This window comes from Rhodospira trueperi (assembly GCF_900101965.1).
Taxonomy (GTDB): Bacteria; Pseudomonadota; Alphaproteobacteria; order Rhodospirillales; family Rhodospirillaceae; genus Rhodospira; species Rhodospira trueperi.
Genome location: NZ_FNAP01000004.1, coordinates 12,691 through 31,718 on the forward strand (window position 1 = coordinate 12,691; position 19,028 = coordinate 31,718).

The 19,028-nt window shown below is 67.9% G+C and carries 20 protein-coding genes; 7 read left to right on the forward strand and 13 right to left on the reverse strand.

Annotation, left to right across the window (positions count from 1 at the left end; translation table 11 throughout):
* Positions 1 to 444: 444 nt before the first annotated feature.
* Positions 445 to 612, forward strand: a complete 168-nt coding sequence (locus BLS85_RS19045) for a hypothetical protein (protein WP_176793436.1) — start codon at positions 445 to 447, stop codon at positions 610 to 612.
* An 83-nt stretch (positions 613 to 695) separates the two neighbouring features.
* On the opposite strand, the gene BLS85_RS06605 is transcribed toward BLS85_RS19045, so the two are convergent.
* The 12 genes from BLS85_RS06605 to BLS85_RS06660 all read right to left on the reverse strand — a co-directional run bounded on the left by BLS85_RS06605 (position 696) and on the right by BLS85_RS06660 (position 12,485).
* Entirely contained in the window at positions 696 to 1,520 is an 825-nt protein-coding gene (locus BLS85_RS06605; RefSeq protein WP_092784126.1) for a phosphodiesterase, read from the reverse strand.
* Complete coding sequence (locus tag BLS85_RS06610; RefSeq protein WP_092784129.1) at positions 1,517 to 2,548, reverse strand: ABC transporter ATP-binding protein; 1,032 nt, start codon at positions 2,546 to 2,548, stop codon at positions 1,517 to 1,519. The genes BLS85_RS06605 and BLS85_RS06610 overlap by 4 nt, the downstream gene beginning before the upstream one ends.
* A gap of 10 nt (positions 2,549 to 2,558) precedes the next feature.
* Positions 2,559 to 3,371 (reverse strand): ABC transporter permease, encoded by an 813-nt coding sequence (locus BLS85_RS06615; RefSeq protein ID WP_092784132.1) that lies wholly within the window; start codon positions 3,369 to 3,371, stop codon positions 2,559 to 2,561.
* A 16-nt stretch (positions 3,372 to 3,387) separates the two neighbouring features.
* A complete protein-coding gene (locus BLS85_RS06620) occupies positions 3,388 to 4,209 on the reverse strand; it encodes an ABC transporter permease (RefSeq protein ID WP_092784135.1) in 822 nt (273 codons plus the stop codon).
* 86 nt (positions 4,210 to 4,295) lie between these two features.
* On the reverse strand, positions 4,296 to 5,309 hold the full coding sequence (locus BLS85_RS06625) for an ABC transporter substrate-binding protein (protein ID WP_092784138.1): 1,014 nt from the start codon (positions 5,307 to 5,309) through the stop codon (positions 4,296 to 4,298).
* Complete coding sequence (locus BLS85_RS06630; RefSeq protein ID WP_092784141.1) at positions 5,306 to 6,367, reverse strand: LacI family DNA-binding transcriptional regulator; 1,062 nt, start codon at positions 6,365 to 6,367, stop codon at positions 5,306 to 5,308. Before BLS85_RS06630 ends, BLS85_RS06625 begins: the two co-directional genes overlap by 4 nt.
* A 186-nt stretch (positions 6,368 to 6,553) precedes the next feature.
* Positions 6,554 to 7,360 (reverse strand): carbohydrate ABC transporter permease, encoded by an 807-nt coding sequence (locus BLS85_RS06635; RefSeq protein ID WP_092784144.1) that lies wholly within the window; start codon positions 7,358 to 7,360, stop codon positions 6,554 to 6,556.
* Positions 7,357 to 8,220: a carbohydrate ABC transporter permease gene (locus BLS85_RS06640; RefSeq protein WP_092784147.1), complete on the reverse strand. Its 864-nt coding sequence runs from the start codon at positions 8,218 to 8,220 to the stop codon at positions 7,357 to 7,359. Before BLS85_RS06640 ends, BLS85_RS06635 begins: the two co-directional genes overlap by 4 nt.
* Before the next feature lie 211 nt (positions 8,221 to 8,431).
* Positions 8,432 to 9,721 (reverse strand): ABC transporter substrate-binding protein, encoded by a 1,290-nt coding sequence (locus BLS85_RS06645; protein WP_092784150.1) that lies wholly within the window; start codon positions 9,719 to 9,721, stop codon positions 8,432 to 8,434.
* Positions 9,722 to 9,827: 106 nt separating this feature from the next.
* Complete coding sequence (locus BLS85_RS06650) at positions 9,828 to 10,820, reverse strand: ABC transporter ATP-binding protein (protein ID WP_092784153.1); 993 nt, start codon at positions 10,818 to 10,820, stop codon at positions 9,828 to 9,830.
* A complete protein-coding gene (locus BLS85_RS06655) occupies positions 10,817 to 11,671 on the reverse strand; it encodes a DeoR/GlpR family DNA-binding transcription regulator (protein ID WP_245699118.1) in 855 nt (284 codons plus the stop codon). Before BLS85_RS06655 ends, BLS85_RS06650 begins: the two co-directional genes overlap by 4 nt.
* Positions 11,672 to 11,936: 265 nt before the next feature.
* Positions 11,937 to 12,485 carry an ABC transporter permease subunit gene (locus BLS85_RS06660; RefSeq protein WP_092784156.1) on the reverse strand — a complete coding sequence of 183 codons (549 nt, stop codon included), beginning with the start codon at positions 12,483 to 12,485 and terminating at the stop codon, positions 11,937 to 11,939.
* Positions 12,486 to 12,517: 32 nt separating this feature from the next.
* Here BLS85_RS06660 and BLS85_RS06665 point away from each other — a divergent pair, with 32 nt between their 5' ends.
* Positions 12,518 to 12,724, forward strand: coding sequence for a hypothetical protein (locus BLS85_RS06665; protein WP_143027114.1), 207 nt, complete (start codon positions 12,518 to 12,520; stop codon positions 12,722 to 12,724).
* A gap of 192 nt (positions 12,725 to 12,916) precedes the next feature.
* Here BLS85_RS06665 and BLS85_RS06670 read toward each other — a convergent pair whose 3' ends face one another.
* Entirely contained in the window at positions 12,917 to 13,714 is a 798-nt protein-coding gene (locus tag BLS85_RS06670) for a DeoR/GlpR family DNA-binding transcription regulator (protein ID WP_176793439.1), read from the reverse strand.
* Between the two features lie 85 nt (positions 13,715 to 13,799).
* On the opposite strand from BLS85_RS06670, the gene BLS85_RS06675 reads away from it, so the two are divergent.
* From BLS85_RS06675 to BLS85_RS06695, 5 genes are all read left to right on the forward strand, one after another.
* A complete protein-coding gene (locus tag BLS85_RS06675) occupies positions 13,800 to 14,441 on the forward strand; it encodes an SLOG cluster 4 domain-containing protein (protein ID WP_092784165.1) in 642 nt (213 codons plus the stop codon).
* 83 nt (positions 14,442 to 14,524) lie between these two features.
* A complete protein-coding gene (locus tag BLS85_RS06680) occupies positions 14,525 to 15,646 on the forward strand; it encodes an ABC transporter ATP-binding protein (protein WP_092784168.1) in 1,122 nt (373 codons plus the stop codon).
* Positions 15,643 to 16,545: a carbohydrate ABC transporter permease gene (locus BLS85_RS06685; protein ID WP_092784171.1), complete on the forward strand. Its 903-nt coding sequence runs from the start codon at positions 15,643 to 15,645 to the stop codon at positions 16,543 to 16,545. Before BLS85_RS06680 ends, BLS85_RS06685 begins: the two co-directional genes overlap by 4 nt.
* Positions 16,542 to 17,372 carry a carbohydrate ABC transporter permease gene (locus tag BLS85_RS06690; protein ID WP_092784174.1) on the forward strand — a complete coding sequence of 277 codons (831 nt, stop codon included), beginning with the start codon at positions 16,542 to 16,544 and terminating at the stop codon, positions 17,370 to 17,372. The genes BLS85_RS06685 and BLS85_RS06690 overlap by 4 nt, the downstream gene beginning before the upstream one ends.
* A 95-nt stretch (positions 17,373 to 17,467) precedes the next feature.
* Positions 17,468 to 18,721: an ABC transporter substrate-binding protein gene (locus BLS85_RS06695; RefSeq protein WP_092784177.1), complete on the forward strand. Its 1,254-nt coding sequence runs from the start codon at positions 17,468 to 17,470 to the stop codon at positions 18,719 to 18,721.
* Positions 18,722 to 19,028 lie beyond the last annotated feature (307 nt).

Here is a 19,028-nt window from a genome sequence, read left to right on the forward strand (position 1 = left end):
ACAGGCCTGGGGTATCGGTCAGTCGGATCAGGCCGTCAACCCGAATTCCCCGGATGGCCACGCGATCAAGCGCCATGGTGGCAGGATTCAGATATCAGAATCAGCGTGTTGGCGTTGCATTGGAGGAGAAGGCATGGCCCATCCGATGGGTGAACGCGAAACCGGGGCACTTGGGCCGAAATCCGATCGGTCGGTCCTGTGGCGGGGGTGTTCGACTATGATTGGCGCCGAGCCGAAGCGGCCTATGGTGAATCAGCGATAAACTGGGCGAGTTCCTGCTTTCACGCCGATCCGGCGGTTTGAAACCCGCCGTGTTGACCTGAGGTGCCGTTCCATGGCTCCTGGAAGGAGACGAGACTGCTGTCTTCAGGGCCAAATTCGGCGGTCGAAGGGGGACTGTCGGACGCAGGGCGAAACGCGCCACAGGTCGGGGCATCGACCGCCATGGATCGGCACAGGAGAACCCCGGCCGGGCGGCCGCGCGCCAGGGCCTTCGCCATTCCCTTCGACAGCTTCAAAGGTAGCGGCGAGCTGTCCGGCCCCCACAGGGTGGCCGAGATTGGCGCCCTCGCCCTGCCCCTCGCCATCACCAACGCCTGCCCCACTCCATGAGTCCCGGGCTGCGTCACTCAGCCCCAATGCGGCTATTCGCGAGTCTGGTTCGGAACCTGGGGCACCCGGTGGCGCCGGGCCGTTCACGCGATCAACCCGCCGTCCGGGGTGAAGAAGGGGTACGGGCCGTCGAACCGCCCCACGGCGCTGAGGTGCGACGTCAACATGCCGGCCGGGTCGAGCCGGAACAGGCGGATCATGGGTGGCTCCAGGGTGAAGGAGGGCGCGGCGTCCGGGTGGAAATCGAGCGTCACCGCGTGGGCCGGGCTCGGGGCGATGCTGACCCCGACGCCGCGCACGGTGGTCTCGACGGCGCGGTGGACGTGGCCGCAGGCGACATGCCGCACCTGGGGATGGCGCGCCAGAACCTCGAACAGCGCGTCGGCGGCGCGCAGGTTCTGGACGTCCATGTGGCGCAATCCCGTTTCGAACGGTGGGTGGTGCTGGAAGATCAGGGTCGGCGTCGTCGGCGCTTCGGCAAGGCGCGCCTCCAGCCACGCCAGACGCTCCGCGCAAAGGCGGCCGTGCGGCTGCCCCGGGACCGTGGTGTCCAGGCCGATCAGGCGGAGCGGAAAGCGGTCCTCGACGACCTGGATAAACGGGCCCGGGGCCGTCCGGCGGTCGATCTCCGACGGGAAGGTCGCGCGCAACGCGGCGCGGTCGTCGTGGTTGCCCGGCACCGCGAGCCACGGCGCGCGTAAGGCCGCGAGCAGGTCCCGCAGGGCGGCGCCGTCTTCCGGCGTGCCCCCGTCGGTCAGGTCGCCGCTCAGAATGACGGCGTCCACGGCGGGCCGCAGGGCGTTCAGGTGGTCGACGGCGGCGGCCAGGAACGCGGCCGTATCAACGCGGCCATAGGCGAGACGCCGGCCGGCCTTGATGTGCAAATCGGTCAACTGGGCGAGGATCATGGGGCGGTGCCCGCCTCGGCCATCGCAGCCAGATCCATGCGCACGTCCGGGCGCACGCGGACGGCCACCGACTGGCCATGATCGAACGCGGTGCGCTCGCGCGTGTCCAGCACCACCGGTGTTTCGCCCGGTCCGGCTAGGATCAGGCGCGTGCGGTCACCCAGGAAGAAGGCGGCCGTCACGGTGCCCGAGAAATCGGCCTCGTGCGGGGCGACGATGTCGGCATCCTCGGGCCGGAAAACCAACTCGGGGTCGCCGTCGCTTCCCGCGCAGGGCACCCGGTTGATGGTGCCGATGAAGTCGGCGACGAAGGCGTTGACGGGACGGTGGTAGATCTCGCGCGGCGGGCCGATCTGGGCGATGGCCCCGTGGCTCATGACCACGATGCGGTCGCCCAGGGCCATGGCCTCGGCCTGATCGTGGGTGACGTAGATGGCCGTGATGCCCAGTCGCCGCAGCAGGCCGTCGATCTCGACCCGCAACCGCTCGCGCAGCAGCGCATCGAGCGCCGTCAACGGCTCGTCCAGCAACAGCACGCGCGGGCGCACGGCGATGGCGCGGGCCAGGGCGACCCGCTGACGCTGACCGCCGGAGAGCTGGTCGACGCGCCGGGCGGCCAGATCGCCGATGTGCATCATGTCCATCATCTCGGTCACGCGGGCGTCGATCTCCGCCCGCGCGACTCGCCGCACCTTCAGCCCATAGGCGATGTTGTCGCGCACCGTCATGTTCGGGAACAGGGCATAAGACTGGAACACCATGCCGACGTTGCGCTTTTCGATCGGGCGGGCGGTCACGTCCTCGCCATTGAACAGCACGCGACCGCCGGGGTCGGGGCGTTCCAGGCCGGCGATCAGGCGCAGCAGGGTTGTCTTGCCGCAGCCGGACGGTCCCAGGAACACCACGGTCTCGCCGCCCGTCACCTCCAGGTCGATGGGCCGAAGGGCGCGGGTGCCGTCGGGGAAGGTCTTGGCGCAGGCCCGCAGGGTGACGGCGGTGGTCTCCGGGGGGGTCTCACGCGGGGTCATGGCGTCGTCCTTACGGGCGTGTCGAGGTGTTCTGGGGTTGGCGCACGCGGCGTTCGCGGCCCAGCATCTGCATGGCGGCCAGCAGCGGCATGATCATGATGAAAAAGACCAGGGTGTAGGCGCTGGCCACCTCCAGGCGCATGGAGGCATAGCTGTCCGCGAGACCCACCGGCAACGTCTTGGTCATCGGCGTGTGCAGCATCCAGGTCAGGTTGAACTCACCCACCGACAGCGTGACCACCATCAAAGAGCCGGCCAGGATGCCCGGACGGGCATTGGGCAGCACCACCGTCCACAGCCGCTGCCAGAACGAGGCACCGAGGCTGGCCGCGCCTTCCTCCAGTTCGCGGAACCGGATGGAGGACAACACCGCCAGCACCGACCGCACCATGAAGGGCAGCGTGTACAGAACATGCCCCACCAGGATGAAGGCCCAGCTGATGCGGAACTCGCGGATGCCGCCGTAGGTCACGATCAGCGCCAGCGCGATGGCCAGACCGGGCACGGCGATGGGCAGCACGATGGTTTCCTCGATGATCCGCGCCAGCCGCCCGCCCTGCCGCGCCAGCACATAGGCGGCGGGCACGCCGATCACCAGGGTCACGATCAGGCAGCTCCCGGCGATCAGCAGCGACAGAAAGATGGTGTCGGCGTACAGGCCCCAGACCTCGCCGATCCAGCGCAGGGTCAGGCCGCTCCCCAGACCCTGAAAGAAGTTGGCCGTGACACCGGCCAGCATGGACAGGATCACCGGCACCAGCAGGAAGGCGCAGACCAGTAGCGTGAAGGCGAGTTGCAGGGTGAAGGTCACGGGCTTTCGCATGGCTGTCAGCCTCCCCCTATCCCGACACTGCGACGGTGGTGCCGGACAGGCTGCGCGCCACGAACAGCGCCGCCCAGGTGATCAGGCCGAGGACGATCGACAGGCTGGCCGCGCCGGCGATGTTCGCGTTCAGGGTGAACTCGGTGTAGATGGTCATCGGCAGCACATCGATGTTGGTGGCCAGCGTGAAGGCCGTGCCGAAGGCGCCCATCGCCGTGGCGAAGCAGATCGCGCCGGAGGCGACGAAGCCGGGTTTCAGCGCCGGCAGCAGGACGTCCTTGACCACGCGCCAGCCGGGCGCACCCAGCGAGCGCGCGGCCTCCTCCAGCGCCGGGTCGATCTTCTCGGCCGTGGCCATGACGGTCAGGATCACGCGCGGAATGGAGAAATAGAGATAGCCGACGAACAGGCCGGCCATGGAATAGGCAAACACGATCCTGTCGCCGATCAGCAGGTCGGAGACCGAACCGATCAACCCCTGCCGACCGGCCAGCAAGATCACCAGGAAGCCGATGACCACGCCGGGGAAGGCGAGGGGAAAGGTCAACAGGGAGACCAGCAGCGAGCGCCCGGGGAAGCGATTGCGCACCAGGAACAGCCCGGCCACGGTCGAGACCGCCAGGGCGGTCGCGGTCACGCCGACGGACAAGACGACGGTCGCCACCATGCTCTCGAAATGGCGCGGCGTGGTCAGGATGGAGAGATAGGCGGCCAGTCCATCCTCGCCGGTCGCGCCGACCACCGCCACCCGGGCCATGGGCACCAGGAAGAAGGCGGTGAAGACCAACGCCAGGGGCAGGAACAGAACGAACAGGCGGGGATAATCGCGGCCGTGCATACCGGTCCTCGGAGCTTGAAGGATTGGGCGCCGGGGATGGCGCGCCGACCGGCCATCCCCGTTCGACCCAAGACGCGCGCGGACGATCAGCGCACCTCGTTGAGATACCGTTCCTTGAAGGCTTCCTGAACGGCGGCCATCCGGCCGTAATCGACCGGTGCGGCGCGCGCGTAGTCGGTGTCCGGCAGAAACTTCGCCGCCGCCTCTTCGGACATGGCGGAGGCCCGGATCGGCCGCAGGAAGGCGTTGGCCCACACCGCCTGACCCGTGTCGGACATGATGAAGTCAAGGATGGCCTTGCCTTCCTCGGGGTGCGGCGCGTTCTTGACCAGGCTCATGACATAGGGAACCATGACGGTGCCCTCGGCCGGAATGACGAAGCGGACGTTGACGCCGTCCTTGTACTGGGCGCGGTAGGCGTTGAAGTCGTAGTCGAGCAGGATGGGGATTTCGCCGGACAGCACCCGCGCGTAAGAGGTCTGCTTGGGCACGATGGGGTCGTTCTCGGCCAGCGCCTGGAACCATTCGATGCCCGGGTCGAAGTCGTCGAGCGATCCGCCCATGGCGCGGTTGACGGCCACCGCGCCGGCGTAGCCGACGAAGGCCGAAGACGGATCGAGATAGCCGACCATGCCCTTGTATTCCGGCTTCAGCAGATCCGCCCAGGCGGTCGGAACCGGGGCGTCGCCCAGGGCGTCGACATTGACGAAAAAGCCCAGCGTGCCGGAGTGGATGGTGAACCAATAGCCCTCGGGATCCTTCAGGCCCTCGGGGATCTCGTCGAAGTGAGCCGGCTGGTAGGCCTCAACGACGCCCTTCTCGGCGGCCTGGATGCCGAACGAAACCCCGTAATAGGCGACGTCGGCCACCGGGCTGTCCTTCTCGGCCAGCAACTGCGACAGCGTCTGGCCGGAGTTCTTGTTGTCGTGCGGGATCTCGTAGCCCAGGTGTTCCTTGATGGTCTCCAACTGGGTGGCCCAGTCGGCCCACTGGGGCGGGCAGTTGTAGCAGACGGCGTCGGCGGCTTGCGCCGGCGCGTTGGCGAGTGTTACGAACAGGGCCGCAGCGGCGGCCATGGACTTCAGACCCGTTCCGGTCATGATGGGGACCTTCCGTTGTGGTGGAATGGGACCTGGAGATCGGCGGGGCAAGGCTTGGCGGCTGGTCCCGCCGATTCTCCCGGGCGCAGGGTGTGGGGCAGAACGGTCGCGGGTGCGGCCGTCTCCCCGGCAAGGCGGGCCAGCAACCGGGTGGTCGCGACCCGACCCATCTCCCGCGACGGCTGCGCGACCGTCGCCAGGGTGGGGTGAAGCTGGGCGCCGACGGCGATGCCGTCGAAGCCGATGACGGAGACGTCTGCGGGCACGCCCAGGCCCAGGCGACCGAGGGCGCCGATCACCGAGATCGCCAGCAGATCGTTGGAGCAGAACAGGGCGGTGGGTGCGCCGGTCCGGTCGGCGAACAGTGGTGCGACCGCGGCGTCCGCGTCCAGGTCGACGAAATCCACCTCCAGGACCCGGGGCGCCGCCAGACCCCGCGCTTCGGCGCCGGCCACGAAGCCGTCGCGTCGGGCGCGGGCGCGATCCGAGGCGGTCAGCGTCCCGGACACCATCGCCAGCCGTTCGTGCCCAAGGTCAGCGAAAAAGTCGGCGACCTCGCGGCCGGCGGTCACGTTGTCCACGGTCACCGTGGGACGGTTTCGTGCTGTCGGCTGGTTGTAGATCAGCACGTAGGGAACGTCGTCGCGGTCGAGCGCGTCGAGCACCGGGCTGTCGGCCGCGTCGGCGACGGTCAGGATGAGACCGTCGACCTGATACGCCAGCAGGGTGCCGACCAGCGCCTGTTCATCCGTGCGCACATAGTCGGTGGCCATGAACATCAGCGTGTAGCCCTGCGCCTTGGCCTCGGCGTTGATGCCGGCGACCGCGTCGGCGAACACCGGGTTCGACAACGACGGAATGACCACCCCCAGGGTGCGCGTGCGGGCGGTGGAAAGGTTGCGCCCGATGGCGTTGGGGCGGAAGCCGAGCCGGTCAATGGCTGTCTGGACCCGGCGGGCCGTGTCGTCACGCACCCGGCCGGTGCCGTTGACCAGCCGGGAAACGGTCGCCACCGAGACCCCGGCGGCCTGTGCCACATCGCGGATGGTCGCGCCCACGCCAGCCCCTCCCGTGAACCGCCGGCCCGATCACCGACAGGCGTCACCGTGACCGATGTAAACGGTTACATCAACGACAGGAGGGTGAATGTTTGGTGACGATCCCCTCTTGGGGGGCGTGACGGGCTCGCCGATGGCCTGCTCGGCGACGATCTCACCAGGATGATGACGGTGATGGACGGGTTTTCAGCGGATGCCGGCGCGCATGAATGACTGCACGAACTGGCGCTGGAACAGCAGGAAGGCCAGCATCAGCGGCGCCACGCTGAGCAGAGTGGCGGCGGAGACCACCGACCAGTCCACGCCTGATTCCGGCGCCCCGAACACCCCCAGGCCGACGGTCAGGGGTCGCGTCTCGACCGAGTTGGTCACCACCAGCGGCCACAGGAAAGTGTTCCAGTGGTGACTGACCGACACCAGCCCATAGGCTAGGTACGTTGGGCGGGCGAGCGGCACATAGACCCGCCACAGCACGCCCAGCGTGCTGCAGCCCTCCAGCCGGGCCGCCTCTTCCAGTTCCTTGGGCGTGGACTTGAACGCCTGTCGCAACAGAAAAATGCCGAAGGCACTGGCCATGTAGGGCAGGCCGATGCCCAGAATGGTATCGACGAGGCCCAGGTGGGCGAGCGTGGCGTAGTTCTCCACGATCAGGATTTCGGGCGCGATCATCAACTGCACCAGCACCAGCGCAAAGGCGATGTCGGCCCCCTTGAAGCGATAGCGCGCGAAGGCGTAGGCGGCCAGCGTGCACAGCACGAACTGGGCGGCGAGCAGCATGGTCACCAGGATGAAGGTGTTCAGCATGTAGCGCGGGAAGGGGGCCCGGGCCAGCGCCTCGCCGAAGTTCTCCAGCGTCAGCGGGGCGAACGGATCGAACGTGACCGCGAATGCGGCCGGGTGGAACGCCGCCCACAGCGCATACAGCAGCGGTGAGATCCACAGCAGCGCCAGCAGCCAGGTGGCGCCGGTTTCAAGGGCTCCACGCGGGCTCATCGGTAGTGAATCCGCTTGTCGAGCACGACATACTGCACCAGCGACAGCACCGCCAGCACCAGCAGCAGGACCACCGTCAGCGTGGCCGCATACGTCGTGTCGAAGAACGAGAACGCCGTCTCGAAGATGTAGTACAGCAGCAGGTTGCTGGCGTTGTCCGGCCCGCCCTTGGTCAGGATGAACAGGTGATCGACCAGCTTGAACGAATTCAGGATGGCGTTGATCAGCACGAACAGGGTGGTCGGCATCAACAGCGGGAACAGGATGCGCCGGAAATAGGTCCAGCGCGCCGCGCCCTCCAGGCGCGCGGCCTCCCACAGCTCGGGCGGGATGGTCTGAAGGGCGGCCAGATAGAAGATCATGAAGAAGCCGGCCTCCTTCCAGACCGTCATGACGATGATCGCCCCCAGCACGGTGTCCGGATCGCCCAGCCAGTTGTGTCCGGGCAGCCCGATCAGGCCCGCGATCTGGTCGATCAGGCCGATGTCGGGCGTGTAGAAGAACAACCAGATGTTGGCGACCGCGATCATGGGCAGGATGGTCGGCGTGAAGAAGGCCATGCGCGCCAGCGCCCGGCCCGGCAGCGCGCGGTTGACCATCAGGGCCATCATCAGGGCCAGCGCGATCGAGGCCGGAATGGTGCCCAGCGCGAACAGGGCGTTGTTCCACAGCACCTGCCAGAAGATCGGGTCGTCGGCCATCAGGGCATAGTTTTCCAGCCCGATGAACCGCGATGGCCGGATCGGGTTGCCCCGGCTGAACAGGCTGTCGGCCACCGTGGCGCCGATGGGCCAGTAGGTGAAGGCGATCAGCAGGATCGCCGCCGGGGTCAGCAGCAGCCAGCCGATGACGTGGCGCATGGGATCGGCTCCTTCAGGCCGGCGGCGTTCAGAGACATGCCCCGGGGGCTGAGCGCTGCCCGGAGTCCCTCCCCTGGATAGGGGAGGGGTGGGGTGGGGTGGGGTTGAAAATGACTGTGGGGTTGACGCGGAACACGCCACGGGCGCGCACATCACCTCGCCCCCCTCCCAGCCTCCCCCCGATGGGGGGAGGAGACCGGGATTCGCAGCCCTACCGGTACGGCGTCAGCAGGCGCTCGGCGGTGGCCTGGGCCTCGCCCAGCGCCTCGGCCGGGGTCTTGGAGCCGGTCAGCGCGGCCTGGATGGCGTCATCCAGGGCCTTGCGGACGCGGCCGGTCTGATAGGTGGACAGCTCGGCGGTGGCGAACTCAAGCTGGTCACGGGCCACGGCCGCATAGGGGAACTCTTCGACGTAGTCCTGAAGGATTTCGGTCTCGTAGGCGGCCGGGGAGACGCCCATGTAGCCGGTCTTCATGGACCATTCGGCGGCCCGCTCCGGCGCGGTCATGAAGCGGATCAGCTTCAGGGCGGCGCTGCGTTCGGCGTCCGTGGCGTCCTTGAAGATGTAGAAGTTGCCGCCGCCGGTGGGCGTGCCCCGGCGCTCGTTGGCCGGCAGCATGGCGACGCCGAAGTCAAACGCGGCGTTCTCCTTGACGGCGGTCAGGTTGCCGGTGGAATGCCACATGATGGCGGTCTTGCCCTCCAGGAAGTTCTGGCGCAGCGTGCCCCATTCGATGGTGCCTTCGGGCATGACCTTGTGTTCGGCGCCCAGGGACTGCCAGAAGTCGAGCGCCTCGACCGTGGCTTCCGCATCGAAGTAGGTCTCGGTGCCCTCGCCGTTCATCAGCACCTGGTCGTTCTGCATCGCCAGCGCGCCGAACATCCAGTACGGATAGCCGGTCGAGGGGATCATCACGCCCCACCGCGAGCCGTCCTCCTTGGTCAGCGCCTGACCAGCCTCGACCAGCGCGTCCCAGGTCGCCGGCGGCGTCTCCGGATCCAGGCCCGCCTCACGGAAGGCGTCCTTGTTGTAGTACATGACGATGGTGGAGCGCTGGAACGGGATGCCCCAGGTCTTGCCGCCGGTGCGGCCGTTTTCCATCAAGGTCGGATAGAAGCTGTCGAGCCAGGCCTTTTCCTCGTCGGTTTCGACGATGTCGTCGAAGGCGACGATGGCGTCCTGTTCGATCAGGTCGTAGATGTCGATGGAGAACATCACCGACAACTGGGCCGGCTCGCCGCCCTTCAGCGCGGCCAGGGCCTTGATGCGGGCGTCGTTGTAGTTGCCGGCATAGATGGCGTTGACCGTGATGTCCGGGTTCTCGGCCATGAAGTCGGTGACCATGCCATCGACGATCTCGGTCAGCGGGCCGCCGACGGCCACCGGGTAGTACATGGTCAGTTCGGTTTCGGCCTGGGCGGTGGAGGCACCGGCCACCCCGGCCATCAGAGCGGTCGCGGCGGCGGTGCCGACGACGGCCTTTTTCAGGTCATGGAACATCGTCTAGACTTCCTTTTCGTCTGGGCTGGCAAGCGACCGGACCATCCGGTCCGGCCCGGGCGAGTCCGTCGGGCGCGGCAACGCCTTCCGGACGGGGCGGGGCGGCTCATGGTTCACCGCCGTCCCGCCTGATTCCGGTGTCCTCGAACAGGTGCTCGGCCTCGGCCGGCCAGGCGACGCGAACCGTTTCGCCCGGTTGCGGCGCGCCCCGGCCGGGGGCACGGGCGATGATCTCCTCGCCGTCCAGCGACAGCCGCAGCAGGGTCTCGGCCCCCAGGTAGTCCAGCGCCTCCACCCGCGCCGGCCGGCCGTCGCCGTTCAGCATGACGTCCTCCGGCCGCACGCCGGTCAGCGTGCCCGGCGTCGGGCCGCGCAGCAGGTTCATGGGCGGCTGGCCGATGAAGCGCGCGGCAAAGGCGGTGGCCGGACGTTCGTACAGCATGGGCGGCGGCCCCTGTTGCTCGATGCGGCCGGCGTTCAGCAGCACCACGGCATCGGCCATGGTCATGGCCTCGGTCTGGTCGTGGGTGACGTAGACCATGGTCAGGCCGAGCGCCCGTTGCAGGCGCCGGATCTCGTCGCGCATCTCGGCGCGCAACTTGGCGTCCAGGTTGGACAACGGCTCGTCCATCAGGCAGACCGGCTGCTCGGCGACGATGGTGCGGGCCAGGGCGACGCGCTGACGCTGGCCGCCGGACAGGCTGGCGGGCTTGCGGTCCAACAGGCCGTCGAGGCCGACCATGCGTGCCGCCGTCTCCAGCCGCCGGGCGCGGTCCGCCTTGGCGACGCGACGCACCTTCAGGCCGAACAGGATGTTCTCGGCCACGGTCAGATGCGGGAACAGGGCGTAGGACTGAAACACCATCGAAACGCCGCGCTTCGCCGGATCCAGACCGGTGACGTCGCGCCCGCCGATGGTCACCTGCCCGGCCGAGGCTGTTTCCAGGCCGGCGATCAGGCGCAGGATGGTGGACTTGCCGCAGCCGGACGGCCCCAGTAGGACGGTCAGGCTGTTGTCCGGCACGGTGAAGGACACACCATCGACGGCGGCATGGCCGTCCCAGCGCTTGACCAGCCCCTCGACCGCGATGGCGCTCATGGTCCGGCCTCCGCGTCGGCGACCGTCAGCGCCGTCCCGGCCTTTGCCAGACACGCCGCCAGGGCGGGTGTCGGCGGGCGGTCGCAGACCACCCGGTCCACCTCGGTGATGGCCCCGCCGCGCACATGGGCGGCGCGGCCGAACTTGGTATGGTCCAGCACCAGGAACGAGGCCCGGCAGTTTTCGCGGATGGCCTGACGGGCGGCCACCTCGTCTTCGTGGAAGTCCAGCAGGGTGCCGTCCTCGTCGACCCCGGCGACGCCGAAGATGCCGATGTCCACCTTGTAGGCGGAGAAGAAGTCCACCGTCCCGGACCCCAGGACGTCGCGGTCGCCGCTGCGCAGGCGGCCGCCGGCGATGGTGATCTCGCACGACGGATTGGCCGACAGCGTCATGGCGACGTTGAGGTTGTTGGTGAAGACGCGTAGCGCGCGGCGATCCACCAGCCGACGGGCGACGACCTCCGGTGTGGTGCCGATGCTGAAGGCCAGGGTGGCGCCGTCTGACACGAAGCGGGCCACCGCGCCCGCGATCCGCTCCTTGGCCTCCAGATTGAGCACCTGACGCGTGCCGTAGGCGAGATTCCCCCCGTTGGCCGGCCGCTCCACACCACCGTGGCGCCGACGCACAAGCCCCAGGTCGCACAGCCCGGTCAGATCGCGGCGAATGGTCTGTGTGGTGACGGCGAAGCGCTCGGCCAGCCCGTCCACGGACAGGAACCCGCTTTCCCGCACCAGTTCGGCGATCTCGGCCTGACGCTGGCTCAATTCCATGGGCGCCGCCTCTCCCGTCGGCGTCGACATGAACGCGCGAACACCGCCGGTGACCAGATCACGCGTCGAGTGAGTCATCAAATGAAAGTCTGGTGACTGTTGTGTTGCAGCTCGAGCGTTCGAATGAACAGGCGGGGCACCGAATCAGCACAATCAGGCGCGTACCTTCGCCGCGGGTATGTTGGCGGGAAGGCCGGCCGCGCACGGGCGCCAATGACGCGCCGTCGCTTGTCGACCCTGGCTTCGGAAACCACCACGATCCCCCAGTCCCTTCCCGGTCCGTCACCCACGTTCGGCCATGGCTCCGCTCTGGCTGGTACCGGCACGGGGGGAGGTCCCTCGTTCACTTCAGGCCGCCGGCGAAGCCGCGGGTCAGGCCCCGCTGCACGATGCCCACCAGCGCGAGGATCGGGAGGGAGGCCATGAAGCCGATGGCTGTCAACTGACCCCAGAAGGTCTCGTCCTCGGTGATCAGGGTGGCGATGTAGGTGGGCAGCGTGAACGTCGACGGGGTCTGAATGAACAGCAGGGCGTAGGCAAACTCGTTCCAACACAGGATCATCAGGAACACGGCCGTGGCCACCAGTCCGGGCGTCATCAGGGGCAGCACGATGGTGGTCAGGCGGCGCGCCAGGCTGGCCCCCTCGATCCGGGCGGCGTCCTCGTAGGTGACCGGGACATCGCGCACGAAGCCGAGCAGCATCCAGATGGCAAAGGGAAGGCAGTAGACCTGATAGACCAGGATCAGACCGGGCAACGTGTCGAGCAGCCCTATGGTCCGCAGCACCTGATAGAGCGGGATGGCCAGCACCAGGGGTGGCGACAGCTTGACCACCAGCACGAAGATCAGAAAGACGCCGTCCAGGCGGCGCGGCAGGCGCAGCCGCGCCAGGGGGTTCGGCTCCGCCTCCCGACGTGCTGCCGGTGCGGGTCCTGACGGCGCTGTATCAGGGGGCGACCACGCTGGTCACGGTGGCGCCGGAGCTGGCCCCGGACATCCCCCTGACGCTGCGCTATCCGGGAGCAGACGCCCCACCGGAGGGCACCCGGGCCGGCCTGCGGATCAACGCCGCCTGGGTGGTGCCGGATACCGGCGCGGGCGCCCACGACCAAGCCAATCACCAAGACTGAGCGGAACGCCCGAATACGGACTCGCATGGTGATTTCGAATTCGGGCGTTCCGCTCTGAAACCATAAGATCGCGCCGATTCACGCTCGAAATCGGCCCCACCCCAGTGGTTCCGATGTCGAGCGATCGGCGCCAAGCGGCGCGGGCAGTCCCGTCCCGGAGCCGACATCGGTCCGGCGAGGCGGACAGGGCAGTCACGGCGCCTCGGTCTCGTCGCCGTCCTCGGTCAGGATGGCGGCAAAGGCCTCGCGCCGGGCGATCTCGGCGCGGGCACTGCGGTCGAACTTGTCGCGCGCGGCCAGCAACAGGCTGGCGTCGGCGGCGCGCATGGCGGCCCGCTTGACCGCGATCTTGGCCATGTCGAAGTCCATGACGCGGCCCGTTTCCTCGATGCCCGAACAGCCGATCAAGGCCAAGTCCAGGCGCAGGCCGGCCAGGGTGGTCAGCGGGGCCTCGCCGGTCACCGAACCGTCCTTGCCGGACAACCGCCCGCCCAGCAGGTGGACTTCATGGCGCTCAAAACTGAAGGCCATCGCCGCGCGCATGCTGTTGGTAAACACCAGCAGGCCGGATTTCTGGTTCAGTGCCGCGGCGGCGGCCTCCACCGTGGTGCCGACATCCAGGAAAACGGCGGCCCCGTCCGGCACGCGGGCAGCGGCATGGGCGGCGATGGCTCGCTTGGCTTCGGTGTTCAAGGTGCGCTTGCGTTCGTGATCCAGGCGTACGCTGATCGGCGCGCGCGCGATCCCGGCACCGCCGTGGAAGCGCTGGATCAGGCCGGCGCCGTCCAGGGCGATGATGTCGCGTCGCACCGTCTGGGCCGAGACGCCGAAGTGGTCGGCCAGGCTTTCGATGGTGACGAAGCCCTGATGTTCGACCCGCGCCAGGATGTCGGCCTGACGGTGCGACACCGGACCGCCGGCGCTGGCGCGCACGTCCGATCCGCCGGGCTGGTCGCCCTGCCGGGGCGAGGGGACCGCCGATAAGGCCATGCGCGCTCTTCCTTTCCCGACTCGAGAATGTAAGCTAATTTCCATCGACCTCGATCTTCAACGGTATACCGGACAGGATGCGGACATGGAAGGCGTGCGCTATAGGGTCGATCATGATGGCGGGCTGTGGCGCTCGGACGGGTGCCGCCTGGACCCCTGGATGTGGATGTGGCGGCCTGCCGACGCCGCTCCGTCGCCGGACTGGGCTGACGTTTCGCCGCGCGAGGCCGTGGCCGCCGCCCTGCGTGCCGGCGCCCGCGCCCTGCCGGTGGGCGTGATCGGCCCGCGCGAGGCCACGCCGGCGCAGATGGAAACCGCGCGCGACCTCGGCCACCACTTGGCCACACTCGGCCTACCGGTGGTCTGTGGCGGGCGATCCGGTGTCATGGCGGCGGTTTCCGCCGGGGCGCGCGCCGCCGGTGGTCTGACCATCGGCATCCTACCGGACACCACCTGGCGCACGGCCAATCGCGATATCGTGGTGCCGCTGGCGACCGGCCTGGGCGAGGTGCGCAATGCCGTCATCGCCCGGGCCTCTCTGGTCCTGGTTGCCATCGGCGGCTCGTACGGGACCCTGACGGAGATCGCCTACGGCCTGCACTTCGGCAAGACCGTGATCGGCCTGGAGGAGCCGCCCGATGTGTCGGGCGTGGTTCCCGTCGGGTCCGTTTCGGAGGCCGTCGCGCGGGTGGCGGAGTCGCTCCTGATGCTCCCCGATATGTCATAAAACTTACACCGTTGTGACGTGGATCTTACGCCGGGCGTTGGCTATCGTCCGGCCTTGAGATCGGACACGGAGGCGGCCCCACCATGGAACTGCGGAACGTCCGGCGGTCCTTTGGCGGAACGGAAGTGCTGCGCGGAATCTCGCTCGATGTTCCGGACGGCAGCTTCACGTCCCTGCTGGGGCCGTCCGGCTGCGGCAAGTCCACCACGCTGCGCATCATGGCCGGCCTCGACCGGCCGGACAGCGGACAGGTCCTGATGAACGGCGAGGAGGTCTCGGACCGATCAGCCACGGCCCGCAACATCGCCATGGTGTTCCAGTCCTACGCCCTCTATCCGCACCTGACCGTGGCCCAGAACATGGCCCTGCCTCTGACCATGCGTGAACTATCACGCTGGCAGCGCCTGCCCCTGGTCGGCGGCCTGCATGGCGGGACGCGCCAGACCCGACGCGCCATCCAAGCGCGCGTCGCCGCCATGGCCGCCATGCTGGACCTGACCGACCTGTTGGGCCGCAAGCCGGGCCAGTTGTCAGGCGGTCAGCAGCAGCGCGTGGCGGTCGGGCGCGCCCTGATCCGCGAGCCGTCGGTCTTTCTGCTGGATGAGCCCCTTTCCAACCTGGACGCCAAGCTGCGCACCCAGATGCGGGCCGAGCTGAGCGCCCTGCACACGCGCACCGGGCGCAGCTTCGTCTATGTCACGCACGACCAGACCGAAGCCATCAGCATGTCCGATCAGGTCGCCCTGATGCTGGAGGGCCGCATCGCCCAGATCGGCCCGCCCCGAACCCTGTACGAGACTCCGCAAAGCCGGGCGGTGGCGGCCTTCATCGGCGATCACCCCATCAATCTGGTGCCGGTCTCGCTGGCCCCGGGACAGGCCTCCGGCGCGTTCGCGCGCTGCCGGCCGATTGGGTTGACGACGCCGCGCACCGTCGTGATCGGGCTGCGGCCGGAGCATCTGTACCTCGACCCCGCCGGCCCGCTCGAAGGCAGGCTTGTCGGCGCCGAGTATCTGGGCGCCGAGACGGTGCTGACCCTGAAGGTCGCCGAGGATGTCGAGATCCGGGCCGTCGCCCCGGGGGACGTCACACCGCCGGCGCCGGATTCGCCCCTGCGGCTGGGCTTCGCGCCCGAGCATGTCCATGTGTTCGACGCCGACGGCGGTGAGCGGCTGGATCTTTCGCTTGAAAGGGCGGCGGCATGATGGGCGGGGCGCGCGCCTGGCGGGAGGGTCTGACGACCCTGTGGCTGGTCGGTCCCGCCACCCTGGCCATGACGGTCCTGATCTTCGTGCCGGTCGCGCTGGTGGCGATGCTGTCGTTCACCGACTATCAGTTCGGCGCCCGGACGTTCAACTGGATCGGGCTACAGAACTTCGCCGACATGGTGTCCAGCCCGCTGGGCCGACGCGCCATCGTCAACACCCTGATCTATGCCGCCGTCGTCATTCCGTTTTCCATCATTCTGGCGTTGCTGGTGGCGCTGGGGCTGCACCGGCTTGCGCGGCGGGCGGGCTGGCTGTCGAACACACTGCGCGCGGTCTACTTCCTGCCCGTGGCGGCGACGCTGGTGGCCATGGCCATCGCTTGGCAGATGCTGCTGCATCCGACCATCGGTCCGGTCAATACCGCCCTGGTCGCCCTGGGGCTGCCGCGTCAGGACTGGCTGTCGGATCGCGGACTGGTGCTCTACACCCTGGCCGCGATCGGCATCTGGCAGTCGGTCGGCTACAACATGGTCCTGTTCCTGGCCGGTCTGTCCGCTATTCCCGCCTCGCTGTACGAGGCCGCCACGGTGGACGGGGCCGAGCGCCCTTGGGAACGCTTCTGGACCGTCACCTGGCCGATGCTGGGGCCGACCACCCTGTTTGTCACCGTGATTACGGCGACCACGGCCTTCCGCGTGTTCGAAACGGTCGCCACCCTGACCAAGGGGGGGCCGGCGTTCGCCTCCGACACGCTGGTCTATGCGCTCTACCGAGAGGGCTTCGTCTATTTCAAGGCGGGCTATGCCAGCGCCATCACGGTCGTCTTTTTCATCTTCGTGCTACTGTTCACGGCGCTGAAGTTCCGGGTCCTGGAATCGCGGGTGCACTACCGATGAAACGCAGCGTTACCGGAACGGATACGCTTGCGCTGGTCGGGTTGCTGTTGGGCGCCGCCGTGGTGTTGCTTCCGTTCGTCTGGATGGTTTCGCTGTCACTCAAGCCGGCCGACGAGATCTTCACCCGCGGCGTCGACCTGCTGCCCAGCCGGTTGGAATGGCAGAACTACGTCGATGCCTTCACCCAGGTTGATCTGGCCCGCTATCTGATGAACGGCGTCATCGTCTGCGGCGGCATCCTGGTGTTCCAGACGCTGTTCGCGGTGCCCTGCGCCTTCGCGCTGGCGCATCGGCGTTTCGTCGGTCGGCAGGTCATCTTCGGCTTGGTGTTGGCCGGCCTGCTGGTGCCGTTCCACGTCACCGCCATCCCGATCTTCCTCGGGCTGGCCGAACTGCGCCTGATCAACACCTATACCGCCTTGATTGCGCCGTTCGTGGCGTCGGTCTTCGGCATCTTCCTGTTCCGCCAGTTCATGGCCCGCCTGCCGGCCGACCTGTTCGACGCCGCGCGGGTGGACGGCCTGTCGGAAACCGCCATCGTCTGGCGCATCGCCTTTCCCCTGGCCATGCCGGCGGCGACCGCGTTCGCGGTCTTTTCCGTCACGGCGCACTGGAACGACTTGTTCTGGCCGCTGATCGTGGTGACGGATCCCGATCTGGCGACTCCGCCGCGTGGCATCGTGTTCTTCCGCGATGCCGAAGCCGGAGACAACGTTGGTCCGCTGATGGCTGCCGCCGTCATCGTCACGGCCCCCCTCATTGCCGGGTTCCTGCTGGCGCAGCGCACCTTCACGCGCGGCATCGCCGCTGGGGGGCTGCGCGGCTGATCCGGCCCACCAAGAAGCGCGCCCACGCGCCTCGAACCGTCCCTGCCCAAAGCACGTCCGACCGACCCCCATCGAACAGAACCGGAGACCCCGTCATGAGACTTCTCGCCACCGCCACGGCCCTGATGCTGACCGTGGGCACCGCCCAGGCGGAAACCCAGGTCCGCGTGCATTACGCCATCCCGACCATCTGGGCGGACGTGCAGCAGATGCTGGCCGATGCCTTCATGGAAGCCAACCCGGACATCGAAATCGTGATCGATGGTCCTGCGGAAAGCTATGCCGAAGGCGTTCAGCGCCTGTTGCGTGAGAGCGTCGCCGGCACCCTGCCCGACGTCGCCTTCGTCGGTCTGAACCGCTGGCGCATCCTGGAAGACCGCGGCCTGACCCAGCCGCTGGATCCGTTCATCGAGGACGAAGCCGCGTTCGAGGCCGCCGGCTACACCGGCGCGCTGCGCTCGCTGGGCCAGTACCAGGGCCAGCAGCACGCCCTCGCCACCTCGGCGTCCACCCTGGTCATGTACGTCAACCCCGATCTGGTGGAACAGGCCGGCGGCTCGATGGACGACTTCCCGACCACCTTCGACGGCGTCATCGAACTGGCCGCCAAGATCGACGCCCTGGGCGACACCATCGACGGCATCTGGATCGGCCGCCACGACTGGCGCTTCCAGTCCCTGCTGGGATCCTACGGCGGGCGTCCCATGACCGAGGACGAGAGCGACATCACCTTCGACCAGCCGGCCGGCATCGCCGCTGCCGAGCTTTATGCCCGCTTCGTCGACGAAGGCGGCATGAAGACCTATGGTCAGGACCAGGCCCGTCAGGCCTATCCGGCCGGCACCATCGGCATCATGATGGAAAGCTCGTCGCTGATGACGCGCTTCATTGAGGCCGCTGGCGATGGCTTCGATGTCACCGTGAAGGCCCTGCCGGTGGCGGCCGAGGACCCCTCGACCGTTTACTTCCCGACCGGGGGGTCGGCCATCGTCATGCTGAGCGAGGATCCCGAGGTTCAGAAGGCCGCCTGGGACTACATCACGTTCGTCACCGGCCCCGAAGGCGCCCGGCTGGTCGTGCAGAACACCGGCTATGCCCCGACAAACGCCCTGGTCCTGGAGGATGACGCCTATCTCGGCGACTTCTACAAGGACAACCCCAACGCCTTCGTCGCCCATCAGCAGGTCGCCAATTATGCCGGCCCCTGGTATGCCTATCCGGGCGCGGAGGGCGTCGCCGTCACCGACCTGATCGCCGCCGCCCTGGTGGAGATCACCGAGGGCGCCGATCCCGAAACAACCATCAAGGACCTGGCCGAGACCGTGCGCGGTGAACTGGGCATGAAATAACATCCGAGGCCCACCGCTTCGCCATTCACCCCGCGCCATTCCCAGGCAATGGCGCGGGGTCCCGCCGATGTGCCGGGAGCCGCTTATCGGTGTCAGGTCCATGACGGCCGCCATCACGGACCGGCTGCCGCGCAAGACCAGAAGTCGCTGGCTGCGTCTTGAACAACGACCGAAGAACGATGTGATGGCCGACCTTGCCAATCAACCCGGCAGACATGGGGCGGTTCGATCCTCTCAAACTCTGGAGCCTCCGGCAAACCCGGGGCGGTTCAATTCGCTGATGAGGACCAGGGCACAGCGCACGGTC

Coding starts and splice junctions, on each gene's coding strand:
- BLS85_RS19045 (WP_176793436.1), top strand. CDS start 445: ATGGATCGGCACAGGAGAACCCCGGCCGGGCGGCCGCGCGCCAGGGCC.
- BLS85_RS06605 (WP_092784126.1), bottom strand. CDS start 1,520: ATGATCCTCGCCCAGTTGACCGATTTGCACATCAAGGCCGGCCGGCGT.
- BLS85_RS06610 (WP_092784129.1), bottom strand. CDS start 2,548: ATGACCCCGCGTGAGACCCCCCCGGAGACCACCGCCGTCACCCTGCGG.
- BLS85_RS06615 (WP_092784132.1), bottom strand. CDS start 3,371: ATGCGAAAGCCCGTGACCTTCACCCTGCAACTCGCCTTCACGCTACTG.
- BLS85_RS06620 (WP_092784135.1), bottom strand. CDS start 4,209: ATGCACGGCCGCGATTATCCCCGCCTGTTCGTTCTGTTCCTGCCCCTG.
- BLS85_RS06625 (WP_092784138.1), bottom strand. CDS start 5,309: ATGACCGGAACGGGTCTGAAGTCCATGGCCGCCGCTGCGGCCCTGTTC.
- BLS85_RS06635 (WP_092784144.1), bottom strand. CDS start 7,360: ATGAGCCCGCGTGGAGCCCTTGAAACCGGCGCCACCTGGCTGCTGGCG.
- BLS85_RS06640 (WP_092784147.1), bottom strand. CDS start 8,220: ATGCGCCACGTCATCGGCTGGCTGCTGCTGACCCCGGCGGCGATCCTG.
- BLS85_RS06645 (WP_092784150.1), bottom strand. CDS start 9,721: ATGTTCCATGACCTGAAAAAGGCCGTCGTCGGCACCGCCGCCGCGACC.
- BLS85_RS06650 (WP_092784153.1), bottom strand. CDS start 10,820: ATGAGCGCCATCGCGGTCGAGGGGCTGGTCAAGCGCTGGGACGGCCAT.
- BLS85_RS06655 (WP_245699118.1), bottom strand. CDS start 11,671: ATGACTCACTCGACGCGTGATCTGGTCACCGGCGGTGTTCGCGCGTTC.
- BLS85_RS06670 (WP_176793439.1), bottom strand. CDS start 13,714: ATGGCCTTATCGGCGGTCCCCTCGCCCCGGCAGGGCGACCAGCCCGGC.
- BLS85_RS06675 (WP_092784165.1), top strand. CDS start 13,800: ATGGAAGGCGTGCGCTATAGGGTCGATCATGATGGCGGGCTGTGGCGC.
- BLS85_RS06680 (WP_092784168.1), top strand. CDS start 14,525: ATGGAACTGCGGAACGTCCGGCGGTCCTTTGGCGGAACGGAAGTGCTG.
- BLS85_RS06685 (WP_092784171.1), top strand. CDS start 15,643: ATGATGGGCGGGGCGCGCGCCTGGCGGGAGGGTCTGACGACCCTGTGG.
- BLS85_RS06690 (WP_092784174.1), top strand. CDS start 16,542: ATGAAACGCAGCGTTACCGGAACGGATACGCTTGCGCTGGTCGGGTTG.
- BLS85_RS06695 (WP_092784177.1), top strand. CDS start 17,468: ATGAGACTTCTCGCCACCGCCACGGCCCTGATGCTGACCGTGGGCACC.